Source organism: Nostoc sp. NMS7, from assembly GCF_017115085.1.
Taxonomy (GTDB): Bacteria; Cyanobacteriota; Cyanobacteriia; order Cyanobacteriales; family Nostocaceae; genus Nostoc.
This window is the reverse complement of sequence record NZ_JABXKJ010000247.1, coordinates 49,221-74,617: the sequence shown is the minus strand read 5'-3', so window position 1 is coordinate 74,617 and position 25,397 is coordinate 49,221. Positions and strand designations below refer to the sequence as shown.

Here is a 25,397-nt window from a genome sequence, read left to right as displayed (position 1 = left end):
GGTTGTGAGTAAATTACCTCTACAAAGATGAAAACTCTCTATACTAGAGCTTAATGCTAGTGTTATCGCCTTAGAAGCTTTCGTGGTGTATGTCTAAGTTATCACTAGAGCAAAAGATTTACTTTAAAAATCTGATAAATTTTATTCAAATTCAAAACAATTTAACTTGCGGCTTGCTGCTGAAAGGCTTTTACCTATGTTTTCATCAAATTTACCATGACAACCTCAAGTTCAAAAACAGCGCTTAACTCTACAAAAACCTGGATTTGGCAAGATTTCCCAATCTGCTATCAAACCCAAGGAACCACTGGCCCTGCTGTTGTCCTCGTGCATGGATTTGGCGCTTCTTGGTGGCATTGGCAAAAAAATATTCCTGTATTAGCGGAAAATTGCCGGGTTTATGCGATCGATTTGATTGGTTTTGGCGCTTCCGCAAAACCTCAACCGGGTGAAAAAATTGCCTACACGCTAGAAACCTGGGGACAGCAAGTGGCAGATTTTTGCCGCGAAGTAGTGGGTGAGCCAGCTTTTTTAGTTGGAAATTCTATTGGGTGTATTGTAGCCATGCAAGCAGCAGTAACCAACCCAGATATCGCCTTGGGAGTTGCTTTGCTCAACTGTTCTTTAAGGCTGTTGCACGATCGCAAACGGGTAACTTTACCTTGGAGTCGTCGTTTCGGAGCGCCTTTGTTGCAAAGCCTGTTGTCTATTAAACCAGTTGGTGATTTCTTTTTCAATCAACTCGCCAAACCGAAAACGGTGCGGAAAATTCTCCTGCAAGCCTACTCGAATCCTGAGATGGTGACAGATGAGTTGGTAGATATTCTGACTTCACCAGCAAGTGATCCGGGGGCTGGGGCTGTGTTTCTGGCTTTTACTTCTTATTCTACAGGGCCACTACCAGAAGACCTTTTACCACAATTACCCTGTCCGGCGATTATCTTGTGGGGAACGGCTGATCCGTGGGAAGCAATTAAGTTAGGGAGAGAATTAGCTAACTTTCCGCAAGTAGAAAAGTTTATTCCTTTAGAGGGAGTGGGGCATTGTCCACAGGATGAAGCGCCGGAGTTAGTCAATCCGATTTTACTCGATTGGATTTTATCTCAGTATAGCGAAGGCATCCCACCTCAATTAAATTAAAAGTTTGACTTATTAATTATTAATAAAAAATGAAGTCGCAAGTCGCAAGTATTAAATCAAGCCAGACACTTCGGGTGGGGTTTTTACCTACCTTCAGATACAAGGACTGTTTTGCCCACAAGGGGCGAGGTTTTGAACCTTCACTTTTTTGATAAAGTGTCAACATTAGAGCCAGGGCGAATGGAATTCGCGGCTATACAAACAAAGTCCACCTCCGTGGACTAATACAAAATCAAAGGTTCTTAACCCACGGAGGTGGGTTTTGCTTGTGTAGATGCGGTTTATAACCGCCTTTTTCATCTTGTATCTAGCTTCCCGCTCCAATATATCGGAGAGGGATTGAGGGTGAGGTAAGCCAAAGACATAAATTGTATGTTAGTTAATTCTTATTCCTAACGATGAATTTTTGGCACTATCTCTTATTTGCTCAATTAGGAATAGCACTCAAGGCAATTACTAACTCAAAACTAACTGACTTAAGAAGAAAGCAAGGGCTGCACTACCCAAAGGAACTGTTAAATTGTCAATACCCAAAAATGAAACAGCTTCTAAAGCAGTAGCGATAACTGCCACTATCAGCGATATCGCCCAAGTTTGCCAACTGTTTCCTTGAGTTCCAACTAAAATCAAACTACTGACAAGATAGCTAACGAGCATCATACTTAGGGAGCCTTCCCAACTTTTTTGCGTGCCAAAAACTTTATACTTGTGTGTACCAAAGCGTTGCCCAATCAAGGCTGCTAATCCATCTCCCCAGGTCATAATCAAAATTCCTAATGCTGCGTATTGGGGTTGTTGCAAGTACCAGAACCAGGCGACTAAAATACCGAAACTGACAGAGTAGAAAAATGTCCCTAAACTTTGGCGTCCAACACTATTAATACCAGGAAGAATGGGCAATCGGTAGGATAATAAGGTGATTCCACTGGCTAAAATAGAAGCTGTAATCCCGACGCTAGCGGGAATATCGAGCCACCAAGCGATTAAAATCACATTACCAGTGCCAATATGAACTATCTTCCGCACGATTTCTGGCTTGTCGGCAAAGCCGTTTACCACCCCTGCAATCAGGAGGATGAGTAACACCCAAATTGCAGCCAACGCAATTTGCAGCCAGAAAACCGGAATTGAGGTGAAGTCAGAAAATGTAGTTAACAAAGATGCGACAAAATGAAAATTTTTACCCCTGTTACTAATTTATAAGATTTAGGTAGCTGCAATGAAATTATTATTTATTTGGCTGATTCGGGGCTACCGAATGTTTATCTCGCCGTTGTTTCTCCCGACTTGTCGCTTTCAACCAACTTGTTCGATGTATGCTATTGAAGCGATTGAACGATTTGGAGTGTTGCGTGGTGGGTGGATGGCAACTCGGCGGATTTTGCGCTGTCATCCATTTCATCCAGGTGGTTACGATCCAGTGCCAGAGGCGGTAGAAAAGGTGAAGGAGGAGTAGTTTTGTGCAAATGGTGGGGAATTGAGGGGGTGAAATTTAAACGCAAAGGTGCGCGGAGGGAAGCGCAGATGGACGCAGAGAATGAGAAGATCGGTAAATTATTAAAGGATGTGTTCGTGGGTATAGCTATTTGGGGAGATGTCAACAGATGAGGTTGTCATCTACCGTGGGAAGGTTGAATAATTTAATTTAGACTTACGATGATTAATCCCACTGCGATTTCTATACCAGAACCACAAATTCCCAATCCTGGGCCGAATCCGTTACCGAGTCCTGAACCTGCACCGGGGCCAGGGATTCCTCAACCTGTACCAGAACCTGTACCTGCTCCCATTCCTCAGACAGTTCCTGGGCCAATTCCCCAAACCATACCGGAACCTGTTTAGATTACCTTGGTAATGTAATCCAAAATCTAAAATCTAAAATCCAAAATGCTAAGAGCCGGAATTGTCGGACTTCCCAACGTCGGAAAATCTACTTTATTTAATGCTGTAGTTGCTAATGCTAAGGCAGAAGCTGCTAACTTCCCTTTTTGCACGATTGAACCGAATGTCGGCGTTGTCGCAGTACCGGATGAACGGTTAAATGTTCTTGCTAAGATTGCCAGTTCGGCACAAGTTATCCCGGCACGGGTTGAATTTGTCGATATTGCTGGTTTAGTTAAAGGTGCAAGTCAGGGTGAGGGACTAGGAAATCAATTCCTGTCCCACATCCGGGAAGTTGATGCGATCGTACATGTGGTACGTTGTTTTGAAAATGACGATATTATCCACGTTGCTGGTTCTGTTGACCCAGCGCGAGATATTGAAATCATTAATATAGAACTGGGTTTATCAGATTTAGCACAAATTGAGCGGCGAATTGACCGCACTCGCAAACAAGCTCGTACCAGCAAGGATGCACAGTTTGAAGTCTCAGTTTTGGAAAAATTAGCTGCGGCTTTAAATGAAGGTAAATCGGTGCGTCAGGTGAGCTTGAATGAAGAAGAAACAGAAATTATTAAAGGATTAGAACTGCTCACTTATAAACCGATTATCTACGCCGCGAATGTATCTGAGGATGAGTTGGCAACTGGTAATCATTTTGTGGAAACAGTGCGGCAAATTGCAGCTACAGAAAATGCCCAAGTTGTGATAGTTTCGGCTCAAGTTGAAGCGGAATTAGTGGAATTACCAGAATCAGATAAAGCTGATTTCCTCGCGTCTTTAGGTGTGGAAGAAGGCGGTTTGAAATCGTTGATTCGTGCAACTTACATGCTTTTAGGCTTGCGGACATATTTCACCTGCGGCCCCAAAGAAACCCGCGCTTGGACAATTAATGCCGGAATGTCTGCACCTCAAGCTGCTGGTGTAATCCATAGTGATTTTGAGCGGGGATTTATTCGCGCCGAAACTGTCGCTTATAAAGATTTGGTAACAACTGGTTCGATGAATGCTGCGAAGGAGAAAGGGTTGGTTCGCAGTGAAGGGAAAGAGTATGTTGTGCAGGAAGGGGATGTAATGTTATTCCGATTTAATGTGTAGGGGTAATTAATCAGTGACCGTTATCGATAAGATAATGGTCAACCTACACTAAGTTGCGTAGGCTTTGCCCGCCGTAGGCATCGCACCAGCAATTCTAAATTCAAAATTTGACAGGGTGCAGAAATAACTATTTGCAATTAACGTAGGTTAATTTAGGAAAAAACTCCAAAGCGGCACATGACACTAACATCGGATCTTCAATCGTAGGATTCGTATTTGCAACAATGTGAGTAGCAGTAACTTCTTTGAGAGTCCATTTAAAATCTTCTTTTCTATTATCAGCAATACTTTTAACCTGAGTGTAGAAATATTCGCCACGAGCTAAACGATTAGAACCTTGCTGTGTATCACAAGCATAAGAATCATGTTCAGGAGGTAGAATTTTGTTATCTTTTGTACCTAAAATTATTGTCATGGGTATAGTAAATGTTTTTTTCAAATCTACAGATGATAGTGGCTCTCCAGTTAGTTTCTTCAGTCCGCAGGGATATTCCCTATTTTCATCCGGTATTGTATAGGAACCTGCCTCAGCAGCCACAGCCTTTTGGATATGTGCGAATGGCATAAAGATAACCATTCGATGTACGAACTGTGCGCCCGCAGAGTGACCATAGAGATAGTAATTATTAGCCTTTACTTTCGTGGTTCTTTTAACGAAAGTAAAGATATTTTCAATTTCAGTAAATGCCCATTGGTTTCGAGGATTTAAAATCTTTAAATCTTCTGTAAACATATTGCCAAGATTATAACCCACAGCTTTTGGAAACCACTTTTGTTCAAACTGGGGAGCAAGTAAAATCAAATTCGGATGCTCATCACTGTTGTATTTATAAATCTTTCTCCAATCATTTCGATAATCTTCCGCATTACGTTTTTCACCATGCATAGCAAATAAAATTTTAGTATCTTCCTGCAATGTATCAGGTAAATAGTAGTAAATAGGAATAGAAAAATTACCAGATTTCACTTTGTAAAGAAAACACCCTTCTCCCTTTTTCATCAATCGTAAATTACAACTATTATCTGAATTTATTAAGGGGTAATTAGACGCATTAACGACATAAGTTGAACAGAAACATAAAAATGCAATTATAATAAAAATGAGCCACTTTTTCATAAGATAAAAAATCTTAAACAGCAGATATTTTTTACTAATTTAGTATAGAACCTTCAGTGTTACACTAACGGAATTGAGACAAAAATTAAACTGGGATAATCCAGGCGATTAGAAATCGCGGCTACACAAACAAAGTCCGCCTGCGCGGACTAACGTCAAAATAGGGTTTCAAATTTAATCTGACGAGAGTAATAAAAGAGCGTTATCATCAATCGCCAGAGAACTTATTTCCACGCTGTGTAGGCATCGCCATAAATAACTTGACAAAACTTTTGATATGTGAATATAGATATGTAAGGCGATCGCAAATAAACCAGCAAGAACATACTCTTCAGTTACTTCCACCTACAATGTATACATAGGAACCCAAATTCTCATCATCTGTACCAACCACTACACCGCCTTCTGCACCGGGAACAAGTTCTATACCTTCGATTTTGTGGTAGTTAGAGCGGTAAAAGGGAACAAGTTGAGGATTTTGCTGCCAAGCAATTTTGTTACCACGCAAACCCAAGTAACCAGCGACATACACAGCTGACTGAAATGGGCCATCATCTCCGGCATCACTTGCAGAGGTAATGTAGACAATTCCTACGGAGTCTACTTTAATATCTGAAATATGACGAACATTGCCAGATGGAAACGGTACTTTCAGCTTGGCAGAACCTGCGAGAGTAATTTGATATTTGGCCAAGTCAAATACTCCCCAAAAAATAGTTGCTGGTTGTTCTCCTGCACCTCGATCTGCCCAAATAGCAACTAATTTGCCGTCTATATTTTGTAACCCAAATGCTTCAAAATTATTTCCGGGAATAATTCCTGGTAGATTGAATTCCTTAATAACTGAGATGCTTTTCTTGGCAGGCTCTAACCTGATGTAATAAGCTTTTCCCGAACTGCTTAAAGTAATAAATGAGGATTTTGTTTTCTCTGGAACAGATGTTAAAGCTTCTAAGTCGATGGGCAATTCTATGTTACTTGGCCAGTTCAAGGGGAAATATTCAGGTTGGTTCTTACCCTTAATGCTGATGATTGCTAAACGACCTTGGTTTTTTTGTTTGTTGTCATGGACAATCATAAAATTTAGGGTATCGCTTTGCTGCTCTATCAAAGCTATACCACCAATACCGAAAGGGATACCACCGCGAACCGGACGCCAATCTTGCGCCCAAACTTGCACAGATATGAGTAGCAATGTACTCAAGATGACTATATTGATGATAAACTTCAGAAACCGAGGCATAATAACTAGATGAATGAGTATCGCTAACACAAGTGTATTAACCGATGCTCAATCATAACCAATCCAGGCGATTAGCATTTACAGTTATCAGGTTACTTAGGAATAAGAATTAAATAACATACAGTCCCTAGCTTACCTCACCCTCAATCCCTCTCCTTATAAAGGAGAGGGAAGCTAGAGATGACTTAGGTAATTACCAGATTTCACGATAGTATTTTTTGTAAAGAAAGCAATAATTCGTTGACAGTATAGGGCTTAGGCAAAAACATATTGACACCAATAGCAGCTACTGCACTGAGCTTATTGTCAGGCATAAGTCCACTGCTAGCAATAATTCTGACTTGGGGGTTGATTTTTCGTAGGGTACGGATGGCAGTTAAACCATCGAGCGAGGGCAGCATAATATCCATTAGTACAACACTAATTTTGTCCATATTTTGAGCGTATTGCGCGATCGCCTCAATGCCATCACTGGCAACTAAGATTTTGTAGTTGTGAGCTTCTAGTGATGTTCTGGTAATCTCTTGAATCGCAATTTCATCGTCCACAACCAAAATCAATTCTCCATGTCCTGTCTGTGGTGGCAACTCTTCTGGGGTGAATATTTCCATTCCCCCGACTGCTGGCAAGTAAACCTTAAAGGTAGTGCCACTTCCGGGTTCGCTATCCACGTTCACAAAACCTCCGTGACTTTTAATGATCCCAAGTACGGTGGAAAGTCCTAAACCTGTCCCTTGTCCGACATCTTTTGTGGTAAAGAATGGCTCGAAAATTCTATCTAAGATTTCTTTAGGAATCCCAACTCCAGTATCACAGACAGTAATCAGTGTGTAAGACCCTTCTTTGGCTTCCAGGTTGATGCGGGCATAATTTTCGTCAATCAACACATTTTCGGCAGAGATATTCAAACTACCGCTATTGGCCATAGCATCGCGGGCGTTAACGCAGAGGTTCATCAGCACTTGATGCAGTTGGGTGCTATCTCCTGAAACCATCCACAAATCCTGCGGTACATCAGTGCTGATTTCTATCGATTTGGGAAATGTCTCTTTGAGAATCTTAGCAAGTTCCAGAATCAAATGCTTGATTTGCAAAGTGATGCGCTTCCCTTCTACACCCCGCGCAAAGGACAGCACTTGTTTGACTAAATCAGCACCGCGTCTAGCGTTGATTTCCAAAATCTCTAATAGATGGCGAGTTCGCTCATCCGCATCCGGAAATTTCAGTGGTAACAGTTGCGCTCCTACCAAAATTGGTGTCAGGATATTGTTAAGATCGTGAGCAATACCACTAGCTAGAGTGCCAATACTTTCCAGGCGTTGAGCGCGAAACAATTGGGCTTCTAAATGTTTTTTCTCGGTAATATCTGTGTCAACCGTGAGAATTGATTTGGGTTTGCCTTGTTCATCGCACACTAGACTCCAACGACTAGCAACGAGGATTTCTTTGTCAGTTTTGGTAAGTTTAGTTAACTCACCCTGCCACTTACCTTTACTAATAACTTGCAACAGAGCCGCTTCAATTTCTGGTGAAGGTTCATCATACAAAAGCTTACTAGCATTTTTACCCCATGCCTCTGTAGCTTGCCAGCCGTAAAGTGTTTCTGCGCCTTTGTTCCAGAAGGTAATTTGATTGTTTAAATCTCGCACGCAAATCGCATCTGTGGTGACATCTAGTAATGCTGCTTGTTCGCGGATTTTTTCTTCTGCCAATTTGCGATCGCGTAGCGCCGCTTCCCGTTCGCTAATATCGATACTGGCACAAGTCACGCCGACAACTTCTTGCGACTCATTTCGCAATGGCTCGACAGTTAAATCATAATATCGAGTTGTATCTCTGATTGTAATTGATACTTCCTCTCGCGTTCCTCGCCCCGTGTTTAGCACCCCATGTTTAATTGCGATCAGACGTTGAGCATCTTCAACTGGGATCAGATCCAAGTCTTGTTTGCCCAATATTTCCTCAACTGTCAATCCATCGGGGGGATTGTAAACCCAGGTGTAGCGTAACTCCCGATCTTGGTTGTAAACAAAGATTGGAGAGTTTTTCAGAGCAACCCGAAATCGCTCCTCACTATGGCGCAGTGCGTCGTCTGCCCGTTGACGCTCGATCGCATAACGTATTGAGCGTACCAGCAAGTCGCCAGTTACTTGCCCTTTCACCAAATAATCCTGCGCTCCTTGCTGCATTGCGCTAATTGCCAGGGTTTCATCGTCTATACCTGTCAGCACAATTATCGGGGTAGCTTTTGCCTGATGGTGAGCGATGACAAAGGTTTCTAGTCCTTGGCTATCAGGCAGCACAAGGTCTAACAAAATCACATCAAAAATTTCGTTTGTTAGGTAGTTGAGTGCTTCATTAAGCCGCTCAACGGGCATCAAATCAACTACAACTGTGGTAACTTCCTTTAACAACTCCTGTAATAAAAAGACATCACCAGGGTTATCTTCTACTAACAAGATTTTAATCTGTTTACCTGCCATTTACACTACTCCGGTGGCAGTTTTACGATCGCAAACCAAAAATTTTCTATTGATTCTACAATTTTAACGAATTGATCGAAATCTACTGGCTTACTTATATAACAGTTAGCAAAAAGATTATAAGCTTTCAGGATGTCTTCTTCCGCTTGGGAAGTCGTCAAAATCACTACAGGTATTCGTTTAAGGTTTTCATCTGCTTTAATTTCTGCTAATACCTCCCGCCCATCTTTTCTAGGGAGGTTTAAATCGAGCAGTATAATATCTGGATGGGCTGCTTTGACATATTTTTCTTGTTTTCGCAAGAATGCCATTGCCTCTACACCATCTTCGACCACATTCAAGTCAATCGAGATTTTGCTATTTTCCAGGGCAATGCGTGTAAGTTGGGCATCGCCAGGATTATCCTCTACTAATAAAACCTGAATAGGCATAATCGCTGTTATGGTGCTTACCATTACTTACCTGCTGCTATACAGAACTTGACCAAACTTATTTAAAGCCAGTAATTCAACTAACGTTTCCTTTACTTTAGAGGGTTTGCTTGTTGTTTCAACCCAGGAAGACGGCTTCAACAGTCTCCAAGCGTAAAGAAAGGGAGTAGGCCGCCCTACTAATTTTTAAGCCGTTTTTGTATCGGACTTACACAAAATTCTCTTAAAAACCTAATTTATCGTAGCGGTAATTCATGTAGCTTTAGCTTCCCGCAGGGTATTACCGCTACTTCGGAACTTTTTTGCGTAAGTCCTGTTTTAATTAGGTTTTTAAGAATTTGGTATTGCTCTATCGGGAATTGTGAAGTAGAAAGTCGACCCTTCACCCGGTTTCGACTCAACCCAGATCCGACCGCCGTGGCGTTCGATAATTTTCTTACAAATTGCCAAACCAATTCCAGTGCCTGGATACTTGTCTCTACCGTGCAAACGCTGAAAAATTATAAATATACGTTCAGCATACTGGGGTTCCAAACCAATACCATTATCATGCACCCAGAACAACCATTCATCGGCTGACGGGATAAAACTTAAACTTTCTTCATCTAGATTTACATCTCCCCTGGCTACTCCGATGTGAATTCGTGGCTGCTGCTGACGGCAAAATTTGATTGCGTTGGCAATTAAATTTTGAAATACTTGTGTGAGTTGGGTACTATCAGCCATTACGAATGGTAGAGGATCATGGGTGATAACTGCCATACTATCAGCGATCGCAATTTCCAGATTAGCGATCGCCTGTTGTAAAACAACACTACAATCAACTGGTAGAAAGGGCTGTCGTCGGCTGCTGAGGCGGGAGTAGTTCAACAAATCATTGATCAGGGTCTGCATCCGCCGCGCCCCATCTACTGCATAGGTGATAAACTGATCGGCATTGGCATCCAGTTGATTTTTATATCTTTGGTCTAGTAGTTGTAAATAACTTGTTACCATCCGCAACGGCTCTTGCAAGTCATGGGAAGCGACATAAGCAAACTGTTCCAATTCTGCATTAGAACGAGTAAGTTCTTGACTTTGCTGAGTTTCTTTTTCTAATAGTTGCGCTTGAGATAAAGCAATCCCAATTTGGTTAGCTAATTGCTGTAACAACTCCGTCTCAAAGTTATTCCACTGTCGAGGTGCGGCACACTGATGAGCCAGCAACAAGCCCCAAATGCTGTCTCTGACAAAAATCGGCACTACGAGATTAGCCCTGACAGCAAATTGCTGAAGAAATTTTCGATGGCATGGTTGAATATGAGCAGCTTCAATATCTTCAATGGCACTTACTCTTCCCTGGCGATATCTTTCTATATATTCTTCTTTAAAACAGGGGTCAAAAATATTTTCTCCGAGAATTACCGGCCAACCAGGCAGCACTGCCTCTTGTACCACTGTTCCCGAACCATCAGGCCACAGTTGAAAAATCAACACCCGGTCAGCTTGTAGTAGTTTTTGTACCTCTGTGACAGTGGTTTGCAGAATTTCATCTATTTGTAAAGATTCTCGAATTTTCAGGGTGATTTCGGCAAATAATTGCGATCGCAGATTTTGCCGTTTTAATTCTTCTTCTACCAGCTTGCGATCTGTGATATCAGTATAAGAACCCACCATCCGTACTATATCACCCAATGCGTCCCAAAGTGCCTGTCCTCGATCTAGAATCCATTTATAGCTGCCGTCTTGGCATTGGACTCGATATTCACAGACGTAAAACGGTGTTTTCTTGGCAAAGTGGTCTTGGAAAGCTTGAACTACGCAATCTCGCTCATCGGGATGGATTCGTTTTGTCCATTCATCCCAATCGGTGGAAACTTCCTGGTCTTTATAGCCGAGCATCTCCTTCCATTGAGTTGAGAAGAACACTTCATTAGTCTGGAGGTTCCAATCCCAAATCCCATCCTTATTACCATGTAATGCTAATTGCCAGCGTTCTTCACTTTCCCCAGCTACATAACGCCTGAGTTCTAGTTGGTCGATTACCAAGCGACTCAGAGCTACAAGCGCCTCCACTTGTTTTTGGCTCAATTGCCGGGGAACTTGGTCAATCACGCACAGAGTTCCCAGCATATCTCCCTTGGGGGTAATTAGGGGTACACCTGCATAAAACCGCATATATGGATAGCTAGTTACTGCCAAATTCTTTGCCAATTTTTCATCAGCTAGGCTATCGGGAACCACTACAACATTACGCTGCTCTAGGCAAAGGTAAGATAATCCAACACTCCGGGGCATTTCTGATATATCTAAACCGACTCTTGCTTTAAACCATTGACGATTTTCATCAATAAAATTTACCAAGGAGATGGGAGTGCCACAAATAAATGCCGCTAACTGGGCAAGATTGTTGTAGGCTTCTTCCGGTTCAGTGTCAAGAATTTGATACTGGCGGAGGGTTTCTAGCCTCGCCACTTCTGTATCAATGTGTCCAGCTTTCATTGACTTTTCTTAATAAATTTAAATGTGATATTTAGTCAGCAGGGTGTCTATCTCCAGAATAACTTAAGCTTTTTTAATAATTCTTAGTCCTTTCCCCGCCTCTGGCAAACCTGTCCCTTTCCTTACTAAGGCTACGGTGTACACAAGTCTGAAATAGCTGATTAACCAAGGTTTTACCCCACCCTAACCCGGATCTTATAAAGGGGAGCCACTGCGTTGGGCGGCTTTGCCGACTTGAAGCATGTGGCGTGAGGGAACTAGATTTCCGGTTTCCCCCCTTAATAAGGGGGGATTAAGGGGGGTAATTCGACTTGTGTGTACACAGACCGTAGCCTTACTAAGGGGAGAGGGATGTCCGTCAGGGCAGGGTGAGGTTTTTGTTTTGGGAATTCGATGACTTGTGTGTACACCGTAGTTTTTGTAGGGAAGGGGCTGTTCTTGTTAGGTCTGTATTGGACTCAACACAGAAGTTTAGTGAAAAAATCATGAGTTTAAGAAAAAACTCATGAGTTTAAGAAAAAAATCATGAGTTTAAGAAAAAAATCATGAGTTTAAGAAAAAAATCGTGATTTTAAGGAAAAAATCATGATCTTAGTATAAAAATCGTGATTTTAAGGAAAAAATCATGAGTTTGGTGATTAAATCATCAGTTTACTGATTAAATCATCAGTTTACGGATTAAATCATAATTTTAGTGATAAAAATTGTCGAGCATCCTAAATGTGCAAAATTCCCCTCTGACTGGAACTATTAAACCTCTACCAAAACAGCTGACCGCAACTTGGCAATCACATCACTTAGATTACCCGTGTTTAGGCGATAACTCAAAGGATGGGCAATTAACCGCGCCGTGCTTTCATAGAGAGTGGCAATTTCAATCAAACCATTTTCGCGCAAAGTCCGCCCTGTGGAAACCAAATCTACGATCGCTTCTGACATCCCAGTAATTGGACCTAATTCCACTGAACCATACAATGGCACTATTTCCACAGGTAAATCTAGACTGTGGAAATATTCACGAGCGCAATTGACATACTTGGAAGCAACTCTACCATGCGCTGGTAAATCTAAAGGCGATCGATAAGAACTGGATGCTTTTACCGCTACCGACATTCGACAATGCCCAAACTGTAAATCTACCAAATGGGCAACTTGCGGCTGCTTCTCCCGCAGCACATCGTAACCAACAATACCCAGTTGTGCTTGACCATATTCTACATAAACGGGTACATCTTGCGCCCGCACCAGCAAACCTTTTGCAACTCCTTTAGTGTCAGGAATTTGAAGTTGGCGATTTCCTGAATCTAAAAAAGCACTAAAGTCTAAGCCCACAGATTGTAGCAGGCGGATGCTATTTTTAAGGAGTTCCCCTTTTGGCAATGCAACAGTCAGCATTCTTTTTTTAGTATCCTTGGTGTCCCAGCAGTTGAATAATATCTTTATATGCTTACCACAAGCAGCATGATAATTTTATTAGTTGATGATGAAGTTGAACTAACTGAACCCTTGAGTCGCTTATTAACTCGTGAGGGTTACACTGTGGATGCCGCTTACGATGGAACCAGTGGCAGCGAATATGCACAAATAGGCAATTATGACTTATTAATTTTAGATTGGATGCTGCCAGGAAAGACGGGGTTAGAAATTTGTCAGGAATTGCGACGCCAAGGCAAAACCACTCCTGTTTTGTTTCTCACAGCTAAGGATACTCTAGATGACCGCGTACAAGGTTTAGATGCTGGTGCAGACGACTATTTAGTTAAACCTTTTGAACTGCGGGAGTTATTAGCCAGAGTCCGCGCTTTATTGCGTCGTTCCGGTTCTCAAACTTATGAAACCACCACCGGACGGCTGACTGTCGCTGATTTAGAACTCGACTGTGAAAATCAAGTAGCCTATCGCCAAGGACGAATAATTGAGCTTTCGCAGAAAGAAAGCCAGTTATTACAATACTTTATGGAACACACTGGACAACTAATGACTCATGCCCAGATTATGCAAAATTTGTGGCAAGAGGAACAACCCAATAGTAATGCGATCGCGGCATTAATTCGTTTACTGCGTCGTAAGATTGAAGTAGGTAGAGAAACTGCGCTGATTCACACAGTCTATGGCAAAGGCTATCGTTTCGGTGCTTTATCAATGGAGTTAGTTCACCCACCTACTTCCAACTCAGAATGATTAGATTCATTAGTAGGTGAATCATTGACATTTGTCAGTCTTTGCGACTTTAATTCCTGTCGAAGTTTGTTGTAAAGGGATGAATCCACAGGCATCATAATCTGTGAAATTCCCTTCCAGACACCAAGTTGATTATTTGCACCCATATCTTCCATGAGTTGCTCAGTGTAACGTAAGGAAAATGAGAAGATGCATGTCGCCTTCGCTACAACACGATGATACTGAGTTTTCATCCAATCCATATTTGCTGCCATTTCTTCATACATTGCTGACGGCAAAGGCAATAACAAGTTGCCTTTGACATACTCTAGCAGCCACCAAGCACTAACTTCTGATGTTAACTGACTATATAAACTGCTGTTATAACCAACAAAACCCATCTGGGGAATATTAGGGTGAATCAGATAACGGTAAAGGCTAAAATTACCATCTTCATCGACTACCTGTCGGCGATATTCTTCTTCGAGAAAGGGAAGTTCTTGGCGAAATCCTGTACCAAAAATTACTATATCTGCTTGCAACTGTTGACCATTGGCTAATTCTACGCCACCAGGGATAAACTTGGCAATGCTCGTTTTAATTGCCTGGATTTTACCAGAGTGTACATACTTGAAGAAATCTGGATGAGCTATAGTAATTTGACAGTTAACCTGATTCATCGGTTGTTCAGGCAACATCCCGCAGCTATCAAGACCGAATTGCAGGCGTAACAGCGTCTCGTTAGTGCGCCAGAAAGCCCATACTAGGGGCTTTCCCAGAGTGTGCAGCAAGCTTTCAAGCCGTCCCATTTGACGCCAGGGGAACCAAGCTTCTGAAAAGCGGGTTAATAAAATATACTTCAGGTTTACTAAACCCAGGAAAAATCTCGGAATCTTCCACAGAGGCTGACGGAAGATGAGGGTGGATTCTCTGGCTGTGTTTGCCGCCACAGTCGCAATGTCACAGGCAGACTTACCAAAACCTACTACCACTACCCGCTTACCCTCAATAATTGAGGCATCGTTAAACTCGGTAGAATGTAGTACCCGTCCTCCAGATGCTGCGAACTCCTCCCTACCTGGTAAGGAAGGTAGCTTAGGGGTGCTAAATATCCCATTGCACACTAGCACAAAGTCAAATTCGTGTTTTTCCTCTTTTTCATTCACTCTGATGGTAACTATCCATCCTGGTTGTTCTCCAGTTTTTCGAGAAACATTTGTCACTTCTGTTTGAAAGCGAATCCTCTCAAGAACCCCAAAATTATCGGCGTATGAATTTAGGTAATTCTGCATATCTTCTGCTGTCGGCCATTCTGGGTAGGATGCAGGCATGGGATAGTCTGAAAAACTATAGGTGTCACCTGTATTCTGGGTTGTTAATCCTGGATAACTTCGAGATTTTTCCCAAACACCACCAAGTCCTTTTTGTTTCTCGAATACAGTAACGTCGTACCCTTCCTCGATAAAAGTTTTAGTTGTTACCAGACCACTGATTCCAGCCCCAATCACGCAAATGTGTTTGATTTCCATATTCTTTTTTAAGTAAATTGTAAAATAATTTCTGCAAACGGGTATTATCACCCAGCTAACGTTTCAAATCACTCGCCAGAGAAGAAGCAAACGAATGCTGGTGATTCGACCCCATGCTTTGTTGATTCTAATATTTGGCTTTATCGTTTCATCTTCAACCCCAGCGATCCAAATGCGATCCAAAAGCAACAAATAGCCACAAAGGTTACAAATCATAACCGAAAACTGATGACTACAGGTTTTTAACAACACCAAAAGCTTTCATTCAATAATGTCTCTACATCATTAGGAAAAGGACAATCATCAGGAAATTTTGTTTGATATTCCTTACTCACGTTTTTATGGGCATTTTGATAAGATTCATCACATATAGTTAAGAAATAATTACGCAGACTAGGGGAATCTCGAAGAATACGACTTAATTCTTGTTGTGTGCGGCTAATTGTTGCTTCCCAACCGCCATAACATTCTGGTAAATTTAGATAATTCCGTTTTAAGACGTGTTCAAATAAAGTTGTCAAACGACTTTCTAATTCGCGTCTATCTCTCCTCCCCAATGCTTCTATTTCCTCAATTAAGTTTTCCCAGTCTACGGTGCTATAATCTTGGGATTTTAAGCTATTGAGAGTCTGCTCAATCCACAATGCAAAATCTGTTATATAGAGAGTTTTTACTGGTGATTGAGTCATAATGAATTAAAAATTTTAGGGTGTAGCAATAGTTTAACCCAAGGGTTTAACAAAATATAATTGAAGAATTGGGAGAAGGCTGTGAAATCTTGCCTGTCTCGTTAGAAACGCTTCAGTATGCAGTCAAATTGGGCGTAGGCGTAGTTGGTCGTACACATCGCTATTTGCTTATCGTTTTAAAATATGCTCATCGTTGCCACTGCCATTTTAGGGCAAGCAAGTATTTTGTACTCTTTATTAATAAGTTTTATTTAAGCTGTGGTAACGACAACATCAGCATTTGCTACAAATAGACAAGCTGTGGTAACGACAACAAGTTTATTGATAAGTTTTACTTAAATTGTGATAACGAGAACATAAGCGTTTGCAACAAATAAGCAAGCTGGGGTAACGACAACAAGTTTATTGATAAGTTTTACTTAAGCTGTGGTCACGGCAACATCAGCGTTTGCTACAAATAGACAAGCTGTGGTAACTACAACAACTTCATTCCTAACATCTGCTGTTTTGTTCGTAACGAATGCCCAAACTGTGATATAAACGGGAATTTTATTTCCAAGGTTGCAGCAACACTCAACTTTAATTACCAAACAGCGACATTACCCGCTTCCATTGGCAGAGGCGATTTTCAGGCAAAGTTTGAGCCGAAAACTGGGACAGTGCAGGCAACAGCGACACTTCGCATCTTCAATATAAAAGCAAATCCGCTTAATGATTATGCCCCAGTAGCGGGAAGGTTCACTTTCACTGGGCAACGTGTAAAACCCTGACTTTTCATGCGATGTCTACGACGGGCTACGCCTACGCACTAGCAACAGCCGTCAGTGTTACACTTACCATAAATTCACTACAAACTTAGAGCAGTTTTCATTGAATTGAACCACACATTCTAGGGAATATTGCTGTGCCCCTACTGCATGGTCTATTTGCCTGAAAATATCTGTGCATACATAAAGCAAATTATGTAAATATGCACTAATTGCTCAACAAGCTTTTAAAATACTCAAAAAGTGGGTGACGAGGGATTTGAACCCGCAACCAATAGATTAAGAGTCTACTGCTCTACCGTTGAGCTAGTCACCCGCACGATTAATCAGCATAGCACAACTTCTCACAGATTTGCTAGTGCCGCGCCCAAAAAAGAAATTAAAGGGGAAATTTAACGGTGAAGGTGGTTTGACCTATTGCACTCTTGACATAAATTGAGCCGCCTAAATGTCTGACCATTTTCTGCACTAATGCCAATTCCAGTCCAGTGCCGCTATGTTTCCAAGGATCATGTTTGTCAAGGTGATAGAAAGGCTCAAATATCCGTGATAGTTCATTGCTGGTAAGCTCTATTCCCGAATTGGTAATATTAAGCTCTACTGCATTTCCTGTTAGGTGAGCAGAGACTCTGATCGATTCGCCTGCTGGGGTGTATTTGCAGGCATGGTTAAGCAGTTCGGTGACAATCCGCTCAAAATCGGTGATATCTGTCTCCAAAGGCGGCAGCGCCTGATCAACCCTCAGATTTAACTTTTGTCGCTGGCAGTTGGTGAGGTCTCGAAAAGACTCGACAATGGGATGAAGCCAACTTTGTAAGTCAATGGCAATCAAAGTTGGGGGTTCGGGTTCGGCTTCGAGATATGTAAGTGTGAGTAGATCGTTAATTAATTTGTTTTCTCGCCCACACTCGTTATGCAGAATCTGCAAAAGCTGCGGAACTATTTCTATATTTGATATCTCCTCTGGTGTGAGGACACTTTCGAGTGTTTGGACTGCAAGGCTGATGCTAGTTATTGGTGTCCGCAGTTCTTGGGACAGGGTTCTGAGAAATTGGTTTTTGAGCCGATCGCCTTTTTCTAATTCTTTTACCTGTGCCTGGGTTTGTTCGGAAAACTCCGCTTGCCGAATGGCGATCGCACATTCATTTGCTATCTGCTGCACTAGCTCAATTTCAAGTTGATCAAATGCTTCTTGTGTCGCTCTTGTCAACCAAATATTTCCCAAAATCCCTTGAGTATCGAAAATTGGACAAACCGTTTGGGACATAACTAACAACTTTGGTTCCCATCCCGGCACAATTTCCAAAAATTGCAATGGTTGTTTTTGTAACAGGGGTTGATAAATTTCCAGATGGTCTGCAATCTCTCTGGTCAATCCTTGACAAAGGGGTAGCTTCCTGCTGTATCCGTAGGTAATAGTAACCAGAGTTTGGCAACTGCTATAGAGTTCGATTTGACAACGATCAAGGTTCAGTAACTCTGCTAATTCCTGAGTTACTGTCTGCAACACCTGAGTTTGATCCAAACTGTCGCGGATTTGTTCTGTCATACGTCGCACCAAGGCTTCAAATCGCACCTGCTGCAACTGATTGCTCTGTTTTTGTTTTTGCAACTCCAATTTTGCTTTGAGATCCTGAATCTGCTGACGAAGTTCTGCCTGTTGCACACCAATGCCGATTTGAGTTGCCAACTGCTTGAGCAAATCAGTTTCCGTTTGCTGCCATTGACGCGGTTGGTGGCAATGCTGGGCAATTAATAGCCCCCAAATATCTTGCTCTTTAAAAATTGATACGACTAGATTGGCTCTCACCTGCAAAGATGCCAGAAAATCTATATAGCAAGAATGCAAGCCAGCTGCATAAATATCTTCGACAACTTGAATGCAACCTCGTCCGTAGTGTTCTCGATGTTTGCGACTCAAGCAGGGATCGGTGATGTTTTTTCCCAACAGTGGATTACTGGCAGTTACAGTTGATTCAGTAATGATTACTCCACTACCATCAGCCTGGAAGCGATAAATTAGCACGCGATCGCAATTCAAAAACTGGCGGAGTTCTTTTGTTGTCTGATGCAGAATTGACTCTAATTCTACAGATTGGTGAATCCGTCTAGCGATCGCTTCTAGCAGATGATCTCGTTCAACCTGGAGTCCAACTGCTTGTTCTGTACTTTGATCATCTACTTCTGTGCCAAAGAGAATCTGAGGAGGTGATAATTTTGTCAACTCTATAGTTGATTCCACTGGATTTATATTCATGGGAGAGTCCCTGTCTAGTATTACTGACTCTTCTAGGCGCTCTCTTGTAGTTACGTTTCTAGTAGATGCACTTTAGCGCCTATAGCAAAGTTTTCTGAGCTATTGCTCATCGAAATTTGGATCTTTCTCTACTTCTGATCAGAAATCTAGGAAAGCTAAGTAGGAGTCAGCTTAACAAATCCTGCTTTTTCAAGGCGAAAATACATTTGCAGATTAGGGCAAACTTACTAAAATTGGTTTTTAACAATTTTTTAAGATTCTTGCATATATCTAAGTGGAATCGTCACTAAACACCAATTAAATTTATAATTCTTAATAAAAGGAGTGGGAAGTTACGAGCGCAATTTGTGAGCATTCATTCCTGTGAGAATACCAACCAGCAGCCAAGTCATAGCTAATCCGATGACTTCGCCTAAGAATAACTGCGTCAAGCGGTGCAAGATCATCCCGACAACAGAACCCACAGGGACAGCAATAGCCCAACTTGCCGTAGAGACAAATATCCATCGCCACGCCACCACCGCCTGGGGAATTGCTAACCATTGTGCCAATCCAATCCCAAAGCCGCCAAGGGCACCATAAACCGCCCCAGACAGGATTCTCAGGGGAAAAATCTGAGTGCTAGGTACAATCCAACCCACCGCACCAATACCGATCGCAGTGATCATACTCCAACCCAAAAGACTTGACAAAATCCACCTAATACAAAATATAGGTTGTTTGAGAAGACAGCCTTGAAGAAGTGCGATTACAAATCCGCCAATAGCTGCTTCTACTAGCCCGATATCTGGCTTTTCGCCGACTTCAATTAAGAGTAAACTCAATAAAAAACCGCCAAAAGTAGCTAAAGTCCACAGCAATGTCAAGCCAAATCTAGTATTTCTAGGCGCGAATCGCATCAAAGTTTCTTTGGGTGTAATAGTCTGACAGTTTTAGGATTAAACATCTCAAAAAAAGCTTTGCGTCGCTGTTGAGGTGATTCAGGTACAATGTAACCCCACAGACTCTCCCAGTAGAAAAAAGAGATACCATTAAAATTGCGATCGCGCACTACCTGAACTTGTTCTCGAACTTGGGCAATTTTCACAGGATTACCTACCGTTCCCGTTGATATACCAATACCTACAGGAATTAGACTTTGAGCCAATTTCACAGATGGTTGTTCCAGTTTAGCGATAAAAGACTTTTTTTCATTTCGATATACCTGTAAAATTAACTCATTAACTAAACCTTTTTTTACCCAACTTTCCCAATCTTGCAAATAGTATTTATAGGCAAAAGCTTGATAGTTAGGAGATAAAGATATTCTGACATTGGGTTTAACTGCCTTGACAGCTTGATAAATTTCTGCCATGAAATCAGTAATTTTGTCTGCCCGCCAACGCATCCATTTTGAGTTAAAAGGATCATTAGGGGGACTTTTGCCTTGGTGTTCTTGCTGGTATAGTTCAATAGTGAAGCGATCGTAGCCAAACTGTACAGGCATTCCAAAATGGTCATCAAGTTGAATCCCATCCACATCGTAATCCCTGACTACTTCCAAAATTAGCCCTTGAATAAACTCTTGGACTTCTGGATGTAAGGGATTCAACCAAGCCTGTTTACTCACCAAAAGATTATTGATTTCTTCCGGTGGAGCATCTTGAATAGAGTTTATACCTTCTTGCCCAATTGTTAACCATTCAGGATAACGCCTTGCTAATTGTGAATAATGGGGCGTCATGAACCCGTATTCAAACCAGGGAATGACTTTCAAATCTTTATTTTTAGCAAGTGTCACTATTTTTGCTAAAACATCCTGTCCACCGTGCATAAAGTTGAGGAAAGGTTGAGTATCAGAGCCTGTAGCAGTTTTAGCTAAAGCACTTTTATAAAAAGTATGTCCCCGGTTCCAAACTACAGGATAAATTGTATTAAAGTTAAGAGCCGATAATTGATTGACAGCCCGGTTAATACCCCAAGGAATAAATAGTACACCACTAGCAACATTAGTCAGCCAAACACCGCGAATTTCTGTAGTTAAAGGACTTGTTTTTTGGGAATAAACTGGCAGTGAAGAGAGTGAAAAAACTGTTAAAGCGACTACTAATCCCAAACACAGCAAGTAAGAAACACTACGGCGAGCAACCCGATTCATTTGTAAGCATTACCTAGTGCGATCGGAATATATATAACTACAAAATAAAGTTGTAACCCTCCGGATGATGTAAAGAAATGATGATTTTATGCCAAGATGTAAATTAATAAATGTGCCTTAGCAGACAATTATCGCTATTTTTAATTCTGTGAAATACAAGACGCTATGATGTGCGTAGTTTCCCCACATCCCTACATTAAGCGCACCCCTCAAACTCTCGTTCCTAGCCTCCGGCTGGGAATGCCTCTCATTGAGGCTCTGCCTCCTATACTAAACTTGAGGCTCTGCCTCAATGAAGTGCATTCCCTGGCAGAGCCAGGGAACGAGAGGAGCTACAAATGCAGCTTTGCGGAAAATTAAAATCTTTCCACACCTTCAAATTGCTTAAGTGCCGATGCATTTGCTGCTTCACCACAAGTTCGTGGTGTGGGGAATATCTTTTCAGGATTTGCTAATCCTTTAGGATTAAAAACTTGCCGCACCCATTGCATAGTTTCTAAATCAACTTCGCTAAACATCTGTGGCATATAGCACTTTTTCTCTGCACCAATGCCGTGTTCACCAGAAATGCTACCACCGACTTGGACACAAAGTTTGAGAATTTTTCCACCCATTTCTTCTACTTGCTCTAATGCTCCAGGCACAGAATTATCAAAAAGAATTAGCGGATGAAGATTGCCATCGCCAGCATGAAATACATTAGCAACACGATAACCGTATTGTTGACTTAATGCCTCAATCTCGTGCAGAACATAAGGCAACTGAGTACGAGGAATTACACCGTCTTGTACATAATAATTTGGGCTTAAATGTCCAGCCGCCGCAAAAGCTGCTTTGCGTCCTTTCCATAATTTCAATCGGGTTTCTGGGTCAGTAGCAGAAGTGACATTACGCGCACCATTTTTTTTACAAATTTTCGTAATTCGCTGTTTATTCCCTGCAACTTCCACTTCTAAACCGTCAATTTCTATTAGTAAAATAGCAGTAGCATCGCGGGGATAACAATTAGTTGCTACAACATCTTCAACTGCATTGATGCTAAAATTATCCATCATTTCCATACCACCAGGAATAATTCCGGCGCTGATGATATCAGAAACAGTTGCTCCAGCAGCTTCAATACTAGTAAAATCTGCTAACAGCACACAAATTGATTCTGGACTTTTGAGAATTCGCAAAGTAATTTCTGTGGCAATTCCTAAAGTGCCTTCAGAACCAACAAACACACCTGTTAAATCATAACCAGGCATTTCTGGAATTTGTCCCCCTAAATCGATAATTTCCCCTTCCGGCGTGACAATTTTTAATCCTAAAACGTGGTTAGTAGTGACGCCATACTTGAGACAATGTACGCCACCAGAATTTTCGGCAATGTTACCGCCAATAGAGCAGATAATTTGACTAGATGGATCAGGAGCGTAGTAAAAACCAGCACCACTAACTGCTTGTGTTACCCAACTATTAATCACCCCTGGTTGAACAATTGCCCGTTTATTTTCCAAATCAATGCTGAGGATTTGCCGCATTAAGGAAGTGACAATTAAAACAGAGTCTATCACTGGCAAAGCACCGCCAGATAGACCAGTACCAGAACCGCGTGCGATGAAGGGGATAGAATACTGATTGCATATCTTCACCACTTGGGCAACTTGTTCTGTAGTTCTGGGTAACACCACCACAGCCGGACGTTGGCGATAGCCAGTTAAACCATCGCATTCATAAGTAATAAGTTCTTCGCGGCGTTGCACCACACCATTTTTACCAAGGACAGCCTCGAATGCTTTGATAATGGGTTTCCAGTTGAGTTGTTTTTTATCTTGGGTAAGCATAGTTTTTTAAAGTTCAAGGTAGATGTTTACAGGTTGCTTAAAATTAAAATTACTTCCTCAGATGAATTTAAAGCCATTAACGTAATACCAGCTAATCCAGGAAATTTATCTACATAATCTGCTTGATTGCGATAAAGTCGTAACTTTGCTAATTCTTTTGCTAACAATTGACGCTGTGGTTCGGGACTAATATCAAATTGGTCACTGACATACTTATGAGCATTACCTGTTGTCGGAATTGAATGCCCTTCTTGATCGCGCAGGTAGTTTCGTGCTTCGATAAAAGGTGCATAGTACGCTCGACTGATGGCCGCACAAAACTTAGCTTCTTGATTGGCAGAAGTAGTTGCAGCACCTGCTAGCTCTATAGCTACTTTAAGATACTCAAACCAATCAAAACTCATCTGGATATTCTAAAAGCGTAATGAACTGACTTCGTACCTCGTGTGTTGTACTATTTAACCACCAATCCAGATCCATTTGTTTTTGTCTTGCGATCGCATCATCAGGGTCAAGCTTCATCAAAATAGATAATACCAGCAGCACGTAGTCGATGATTTCTGGATCTGGAACAACTTCCAGAAATAGCTGAGAGTCAGGGAAGTAGTGGCGAATTTTCTCAGGTGCTTCTAGCAGCACGGGAATGAGAAACGGATGTTTATCCAGAAATTCTAAAACTTCGGTGCGCTCTCGGAAGGTGTATAACTGCTCAAGGGTTTGGATATCGGCGAGAGAAATGCTAACTGCGGTGTCTGTCATGGCATTTTGCAGGCTGCTGTTGATGGCTGTATTTACTATTGTTGCAAGAATAGCAGCTTAGGGGGGAGTAAAAGGCGATCGCACTCATCTTTAGCTAGGATGAAGTTCTGCAAGCCAATGGTGTCCTGGGTGACACACTGTTATTGCTTGCTTAGGTTACGCTGGTGCTACCAAGATGGTACTGTTTTGCTGACTGGGGATGAACGTGCTGAACAGGAACGACAACGTGCTGAACAAGCAGAACAACGTACCCAATTACTAGCAGATAGGCTACGGGCTATGGGCGTAGATCCCGACACTTTATAAGACACTCGCTGTAAAGACGTAAAGTTTTTTGCGTCTTTGCATGAGCAAAAAAATTCTCACGAACTTGTCCAACTCATAAACTCATTTATCCGCTGCCAAACTTTCTCTAATAAATCAGGTTCATCCGCATCAAACCATTCAATTTGTGGATATGCTCGAAACCAAGTACGTTGTCGTTTGGCAAATTGCCGTGTATGCAAAATTGTTAATTCTTTCGCTTCATCTAAGGAAATATCCCCAGCCAAATATTGCTTAATTTCTTGATAACCCAAAGTATTTAACAAAGACAAATCAGCGCCATATTTTTGACAAAGATACTCCACCTCAGCGACCAACCCATCTGCTATCATTTCCTCAGTACGCTGTTGAATACGTAGACGTAGCCCGTCGGAGACATCGCCCAACTTGCCAACATCGCAATCCAAACCAATTTGCAAAATCGGATAATTTGGCGGATTCTCCCCTTGCTGTTCCGAAATGGGATGACCAGTGACATAATATACCTCTAATGCTCTTAAAGTCCGCACTGAGTCATTAGCATGAATCTTTTGTACAGCAACCGGATCAACTTGTTGTAACATTGCGTATAGTTGAGATTGACCGAGAGATTCAAGCTGCGATCGCAATTCTATTTGCGGTGCGACTCGAGGAATTTTCATCCCTTGAACAATGGAACGGATGTATAAACCCGTGCCACCAACCATTAGAAGTGGGGGAGATGAAGGAGAATTAATTAAGGCTTGTGCTTGTTGTTGATAGTCTGCTACTGTCATCATGTCTGTTGGATCGCAGATATCTATTAAATAGTGCGGCACCAATTTTTGTTCAGCCACAGTTGGTTTTGCCGTTCCAATATCAAACTCACGGTAAACTTGACGAGAATCAGCACTGAGAATTACAGAACCCAACCGCATCGCCAAAGCCAAAGCCAAACCCGACTTACCTGTTGCTGTCGCCCCACAAATCACAATTAATTTAGTCATTAGTCATTAGTCATTAAGCTATTCTGCCCCTGCCCCTATTACACAGGACTCCAACCCCAGTATAAACTTCTCTTGAAAATGCCCTACAGACGCTAGCAAGGCTTTTG

General features: G+C 41.8%; 21 protein-coding genes, 1 tRNA gene and 1 pseudogene. 6 read left to right on the top strand and 17 right to left on the bottom strand.

From position 1 onward, the window contains the following. Positions 1-216 precede the first annotated feature (216 nt). Positions 217-1,140: an alpha/beta fold hydrolase gene (locus tag HWQ38_RS34375; protein ID WP_292803029.1), complete on the top strand. Its 924-nt coding sequence runs from the start codon at positions 217-219 to the stop codon at positions 1,138-1,140. 456 nt (positions 1,141-1,596) lie between these two features. Here HWQ38_RS34375 and HWQ38_RS34370 read toward each other — a convergent pair whose 3' ends face one another. Next, on the bottom strand, positions 1,597-2,298 hold the full coding sequence (locus tag HWQ38_RS34370; protein WP_292803026.1) for a diacylglycerol/polyprenol kinase family protein: 702 nt from the start codon (positions 2,296-2,298) through the stop codon (positions 1,597-1,599). 61 nt (positions 2,299-2,359) lie between these two features. Between HWQ38_RS34370 and yidD the strand changes: the two genes are divergently transcribed. From yidD to ychF, 3 genes are all read left to right on the top strand, one after another. Next, complete coding sequence (gene yidD / locus HWQ38_RS34365; RefSeq protein ID WP_292803024.1) at positions 2,360-2,596, top strand: membrane protein insertion efficiency factor YidD; 237 nt, start codon at positions 2,360-2,362, stop codon at positions 2,594-2,596. A 200-nt stretch (positions 2,597-2,796) separates the two neighbouring features. Further along, positions 2,797-2,982: a hypothetical protein gene (locus tag HWQ38_RS34360; RefSeq protein WP_292803021.1), complete on the top strand. Its 186-nt coding sequence runs from the start codon at positions 2,797-2,799 to the stop codon at positions 2,980-2,982. Positions 2,983-3,027: 45 nt separating this feature from the next. Next, a complete protein-coding gene (gene ychF / locus HWQ38_RS34355) occupies positions 3,028-4,119 on the top strand; it encodes a redox-regulated ATPase YchF (RefSeq protein WP_292803018.1) in 1,092 nt (363 codons plus the stop codon). Positions 4,120-4,246: 127 nt separating this feature from the next. Here the strand turns inward: ychF and HWQ38_RS34350 are convergent, their stop codons facing one another. From HWQ38_RS34350 to hisG, 6 genes are all read right to left on the bottom strand, one after another. Continuing rightward, a complete protein-coding gene (locus HWQ38_RS34350) occupies positions 4,247-5,119 on the bottom strand; it encodes a hypothetical protein (protein WP_292803016.1) in 873 nt (290 codons plus the stop codon). Positions 5,120-5,567: 448 nt separating this feature from the next. Beyond that, positions 5,568-6,479 carry a hypothetical protein gene (locus tag HWQ38_RS34345; protein WP_292803014.1) on the bottom strand — a complete coding sequence of 304 codons (912 nt, stop codon included), beginning with the start codon at positions 6,477-6,479 and terminating at the stop codon, positions 5,568-5,570. 203 nt (positions 6,480-6,682) lie between these two features. After that, complete coding sequence (locus HWQ38_RS34340) at positions 6,683-8,962, bottom strand: response regulator (protein ID WP_292803012.1); 2,280 nt, start codon at positions 8,960-8,962, stop codon at positions 6,683-6,685. 5 nt (positions 8,963-8,967) lie between these two features. After that, entirely contained in the window at positions 8,968-9,417 is a 450-nt protein-coding gene (locus tag HWQ38_RS34335) for a response regulator (RefSeq protein WP_292803009.1), read from the bottom strand. Positions 9,418-9,723: 306 nt separating this feature from the next. Further along, a complete protein-coding gene (locus tag HWQ38_RS34330) occupies positions 9,724-11,874 on the bottom strand; it encodes a GAF domain-containing protein (protein WP_292803006.1) in 2,151 nt (716 codons plus the stop codon). A gap of 750 nt (positions 11,875-12,624) precedes the next feature. Further along, positions 12,625-13,269, bottom strand: a complete 645-nt coding sequence (gene hisG / locus HWQ38_RS34325; protein ID WP_292803003.1) for an ATP phosphoribosyltransferase — start codon at positions 13,267-13,269, stop codon at positions 12,625-12,627. 66 nt (positions 13,270-13,335) lie between these two features. Between hisG and rppA the strand changes: the two genes are divergently transcribed. After that, positions 13,336-14,055: a two-component system response regulator RppA gene (gene rppA / locus HWQ38_RS34320; RefSeq protein ID WP_292803000.1), complete on the top strand. Its 720-nt coding sequence runs from the start codon at positions 13,336-13,338 to the stop codon at positions 14,053-14,055. Here the strand turns inward: rppA and HWQ38_RS34315 are convergent. From HWQ38_RS34315 to HWQ38_RS34275, 9 genes are all read right to left on the bottom strand, one after another. Next, a complete protein-coding gene (locus HWQ38_RS34315; RefSeq protein ID WP_292802997.1) occupies positions 14,028-15,563 on the bottom strand; it encodes an FAD-dependent oxidoreductase in 1,536 nt (511 codons plus the stop codon). The genes rppA and HWQ38_RS34315 overlap by 28 nt on opposite strands. Positions 15,564-15,805: 242 nt before the next feature. Then, positions 15,806-16,252 (bottom strand): DUF29 domain-containing protein, encoded by a 447-nt coding sequence (locus HWQ38_RS34310; protein WP_292802994.1) that lies wholly within the window; start codon positions 16,250-16,252, stop codon positions 15,806-15,808. 1,011 nt (positions 16,253-17,263) lie between these two features. After that, positions 17,264-17,335, bottom strand: a tRNA-Lys gene (locus HWQ38_RS34305). 63 nt (positions 17,336-17,398) lie between these two features. Beyond that, positions 17,399-19,276, bottom strand: coding sequence for a GAF domain-containing protein (locus HWQ38_RS34300; RefSeq protein WP_292802991.1), 1,878 nt, complete (start codon positions 19,274-19,276; stop codon positions 17,399-17,401). Between the two features lie 332 nt (positions 19,277-19,608). Continuing rightward, on the bottom strand, positions 19,609-20,175 hold the full coding sequence (locus tag HWQ38_RS34295; protein WP_292802988.1) for a hypothetical protein: 567 nt from the start codon (positions 20,173-20,175) through the stop codon (positions 19,609-19,611). After that, a complete protein-coding gene (locus HWQ38_RS34290; protein ID WP_292802985.1) occupies positions 20,175-21,413 on the bottom strand; it encodes a glycoside hydrolase family 10 protein in 1,239 nt (412 codons plus the stop codon). Before HWQ38_RS34290 ends, HWQ38_RS34295 begins: the two co-directional genes overlap by 1 nt. A 356-nt stretch (positions 21,414-21,769) precedes the next feature. Beyond that, the gene (gene glcD, locus HWQ38_RS34285) at positions 21,770-23,242 is read right to left on the bottom strand and encodes a glycolate oxidase subunit GlcD (RefSeq protein ID WP_292802983.1); all 1,473 of its coding nucleotides are present in this window, start codon (positions 23,240-23,242) and stop codon (positions 21,770-21,772) included. 26 nt (positions 23,243-23,268) lie between these two features. After that, a complete protein-coding gene (locus tag HWQ38_RS34280; RefSeq protein WP_292802980.1) occupies positions 23,269-23,646 on the bottom strand; it encodes a hypothetical protein in 378 nt (125 codons plus the stop codon). Further along, positions 23,636-24,001 carry a hypothetical protein gene (locus HWQ38_RS34275; RefSeq protein WP_292802977.1) on the bottom strand — a complete coding sequence of 122 codons (366 nt, stop codon included), beginning with the start codon at positions 23,999-24,001 and terminating at the stop codon, positions 23,636-23,638. The genes HWQ38_RS34280 and HWQ38_RS34275 overlap by 11 nt, the downstream gene beginning before the upstream one ends. A 156-nt stretch (positions 24,002-24,157) precedes the next feature. Between HWQ38_RS34275 and HWQ38_RS34270 the strand changes: the two are divergent. Beyond that, positions 24,158-24,307 (top strand): annotated as a pseudogene (locus tag HWQ38_RS34270) (Uma2 family endonuclease); the annotation flags it as partial. A 56-nt stretch (positions 24,308-24,363) separates the two neighbouring features. Here HWQ38_RS34270 and miaA read toward each other — a convergent pair. Continuing rightward, the gene (gene miaA, locus HWQ38_RS34265; RefSeq protein WP_292802974.1) at positions 24,364-25,290 is read right to left on the bottom strand and encodes a tRNA (adenosine(37)-N6)-dimethylallyltransferase MiaA; all 927 of its coding nucleotides are present in this window, start codon (positions 25,288-25,290) and stop codon (positions 24,364-24,366) included. Positions 25,291-25,397: the final 107 nt, after the last annotated feature.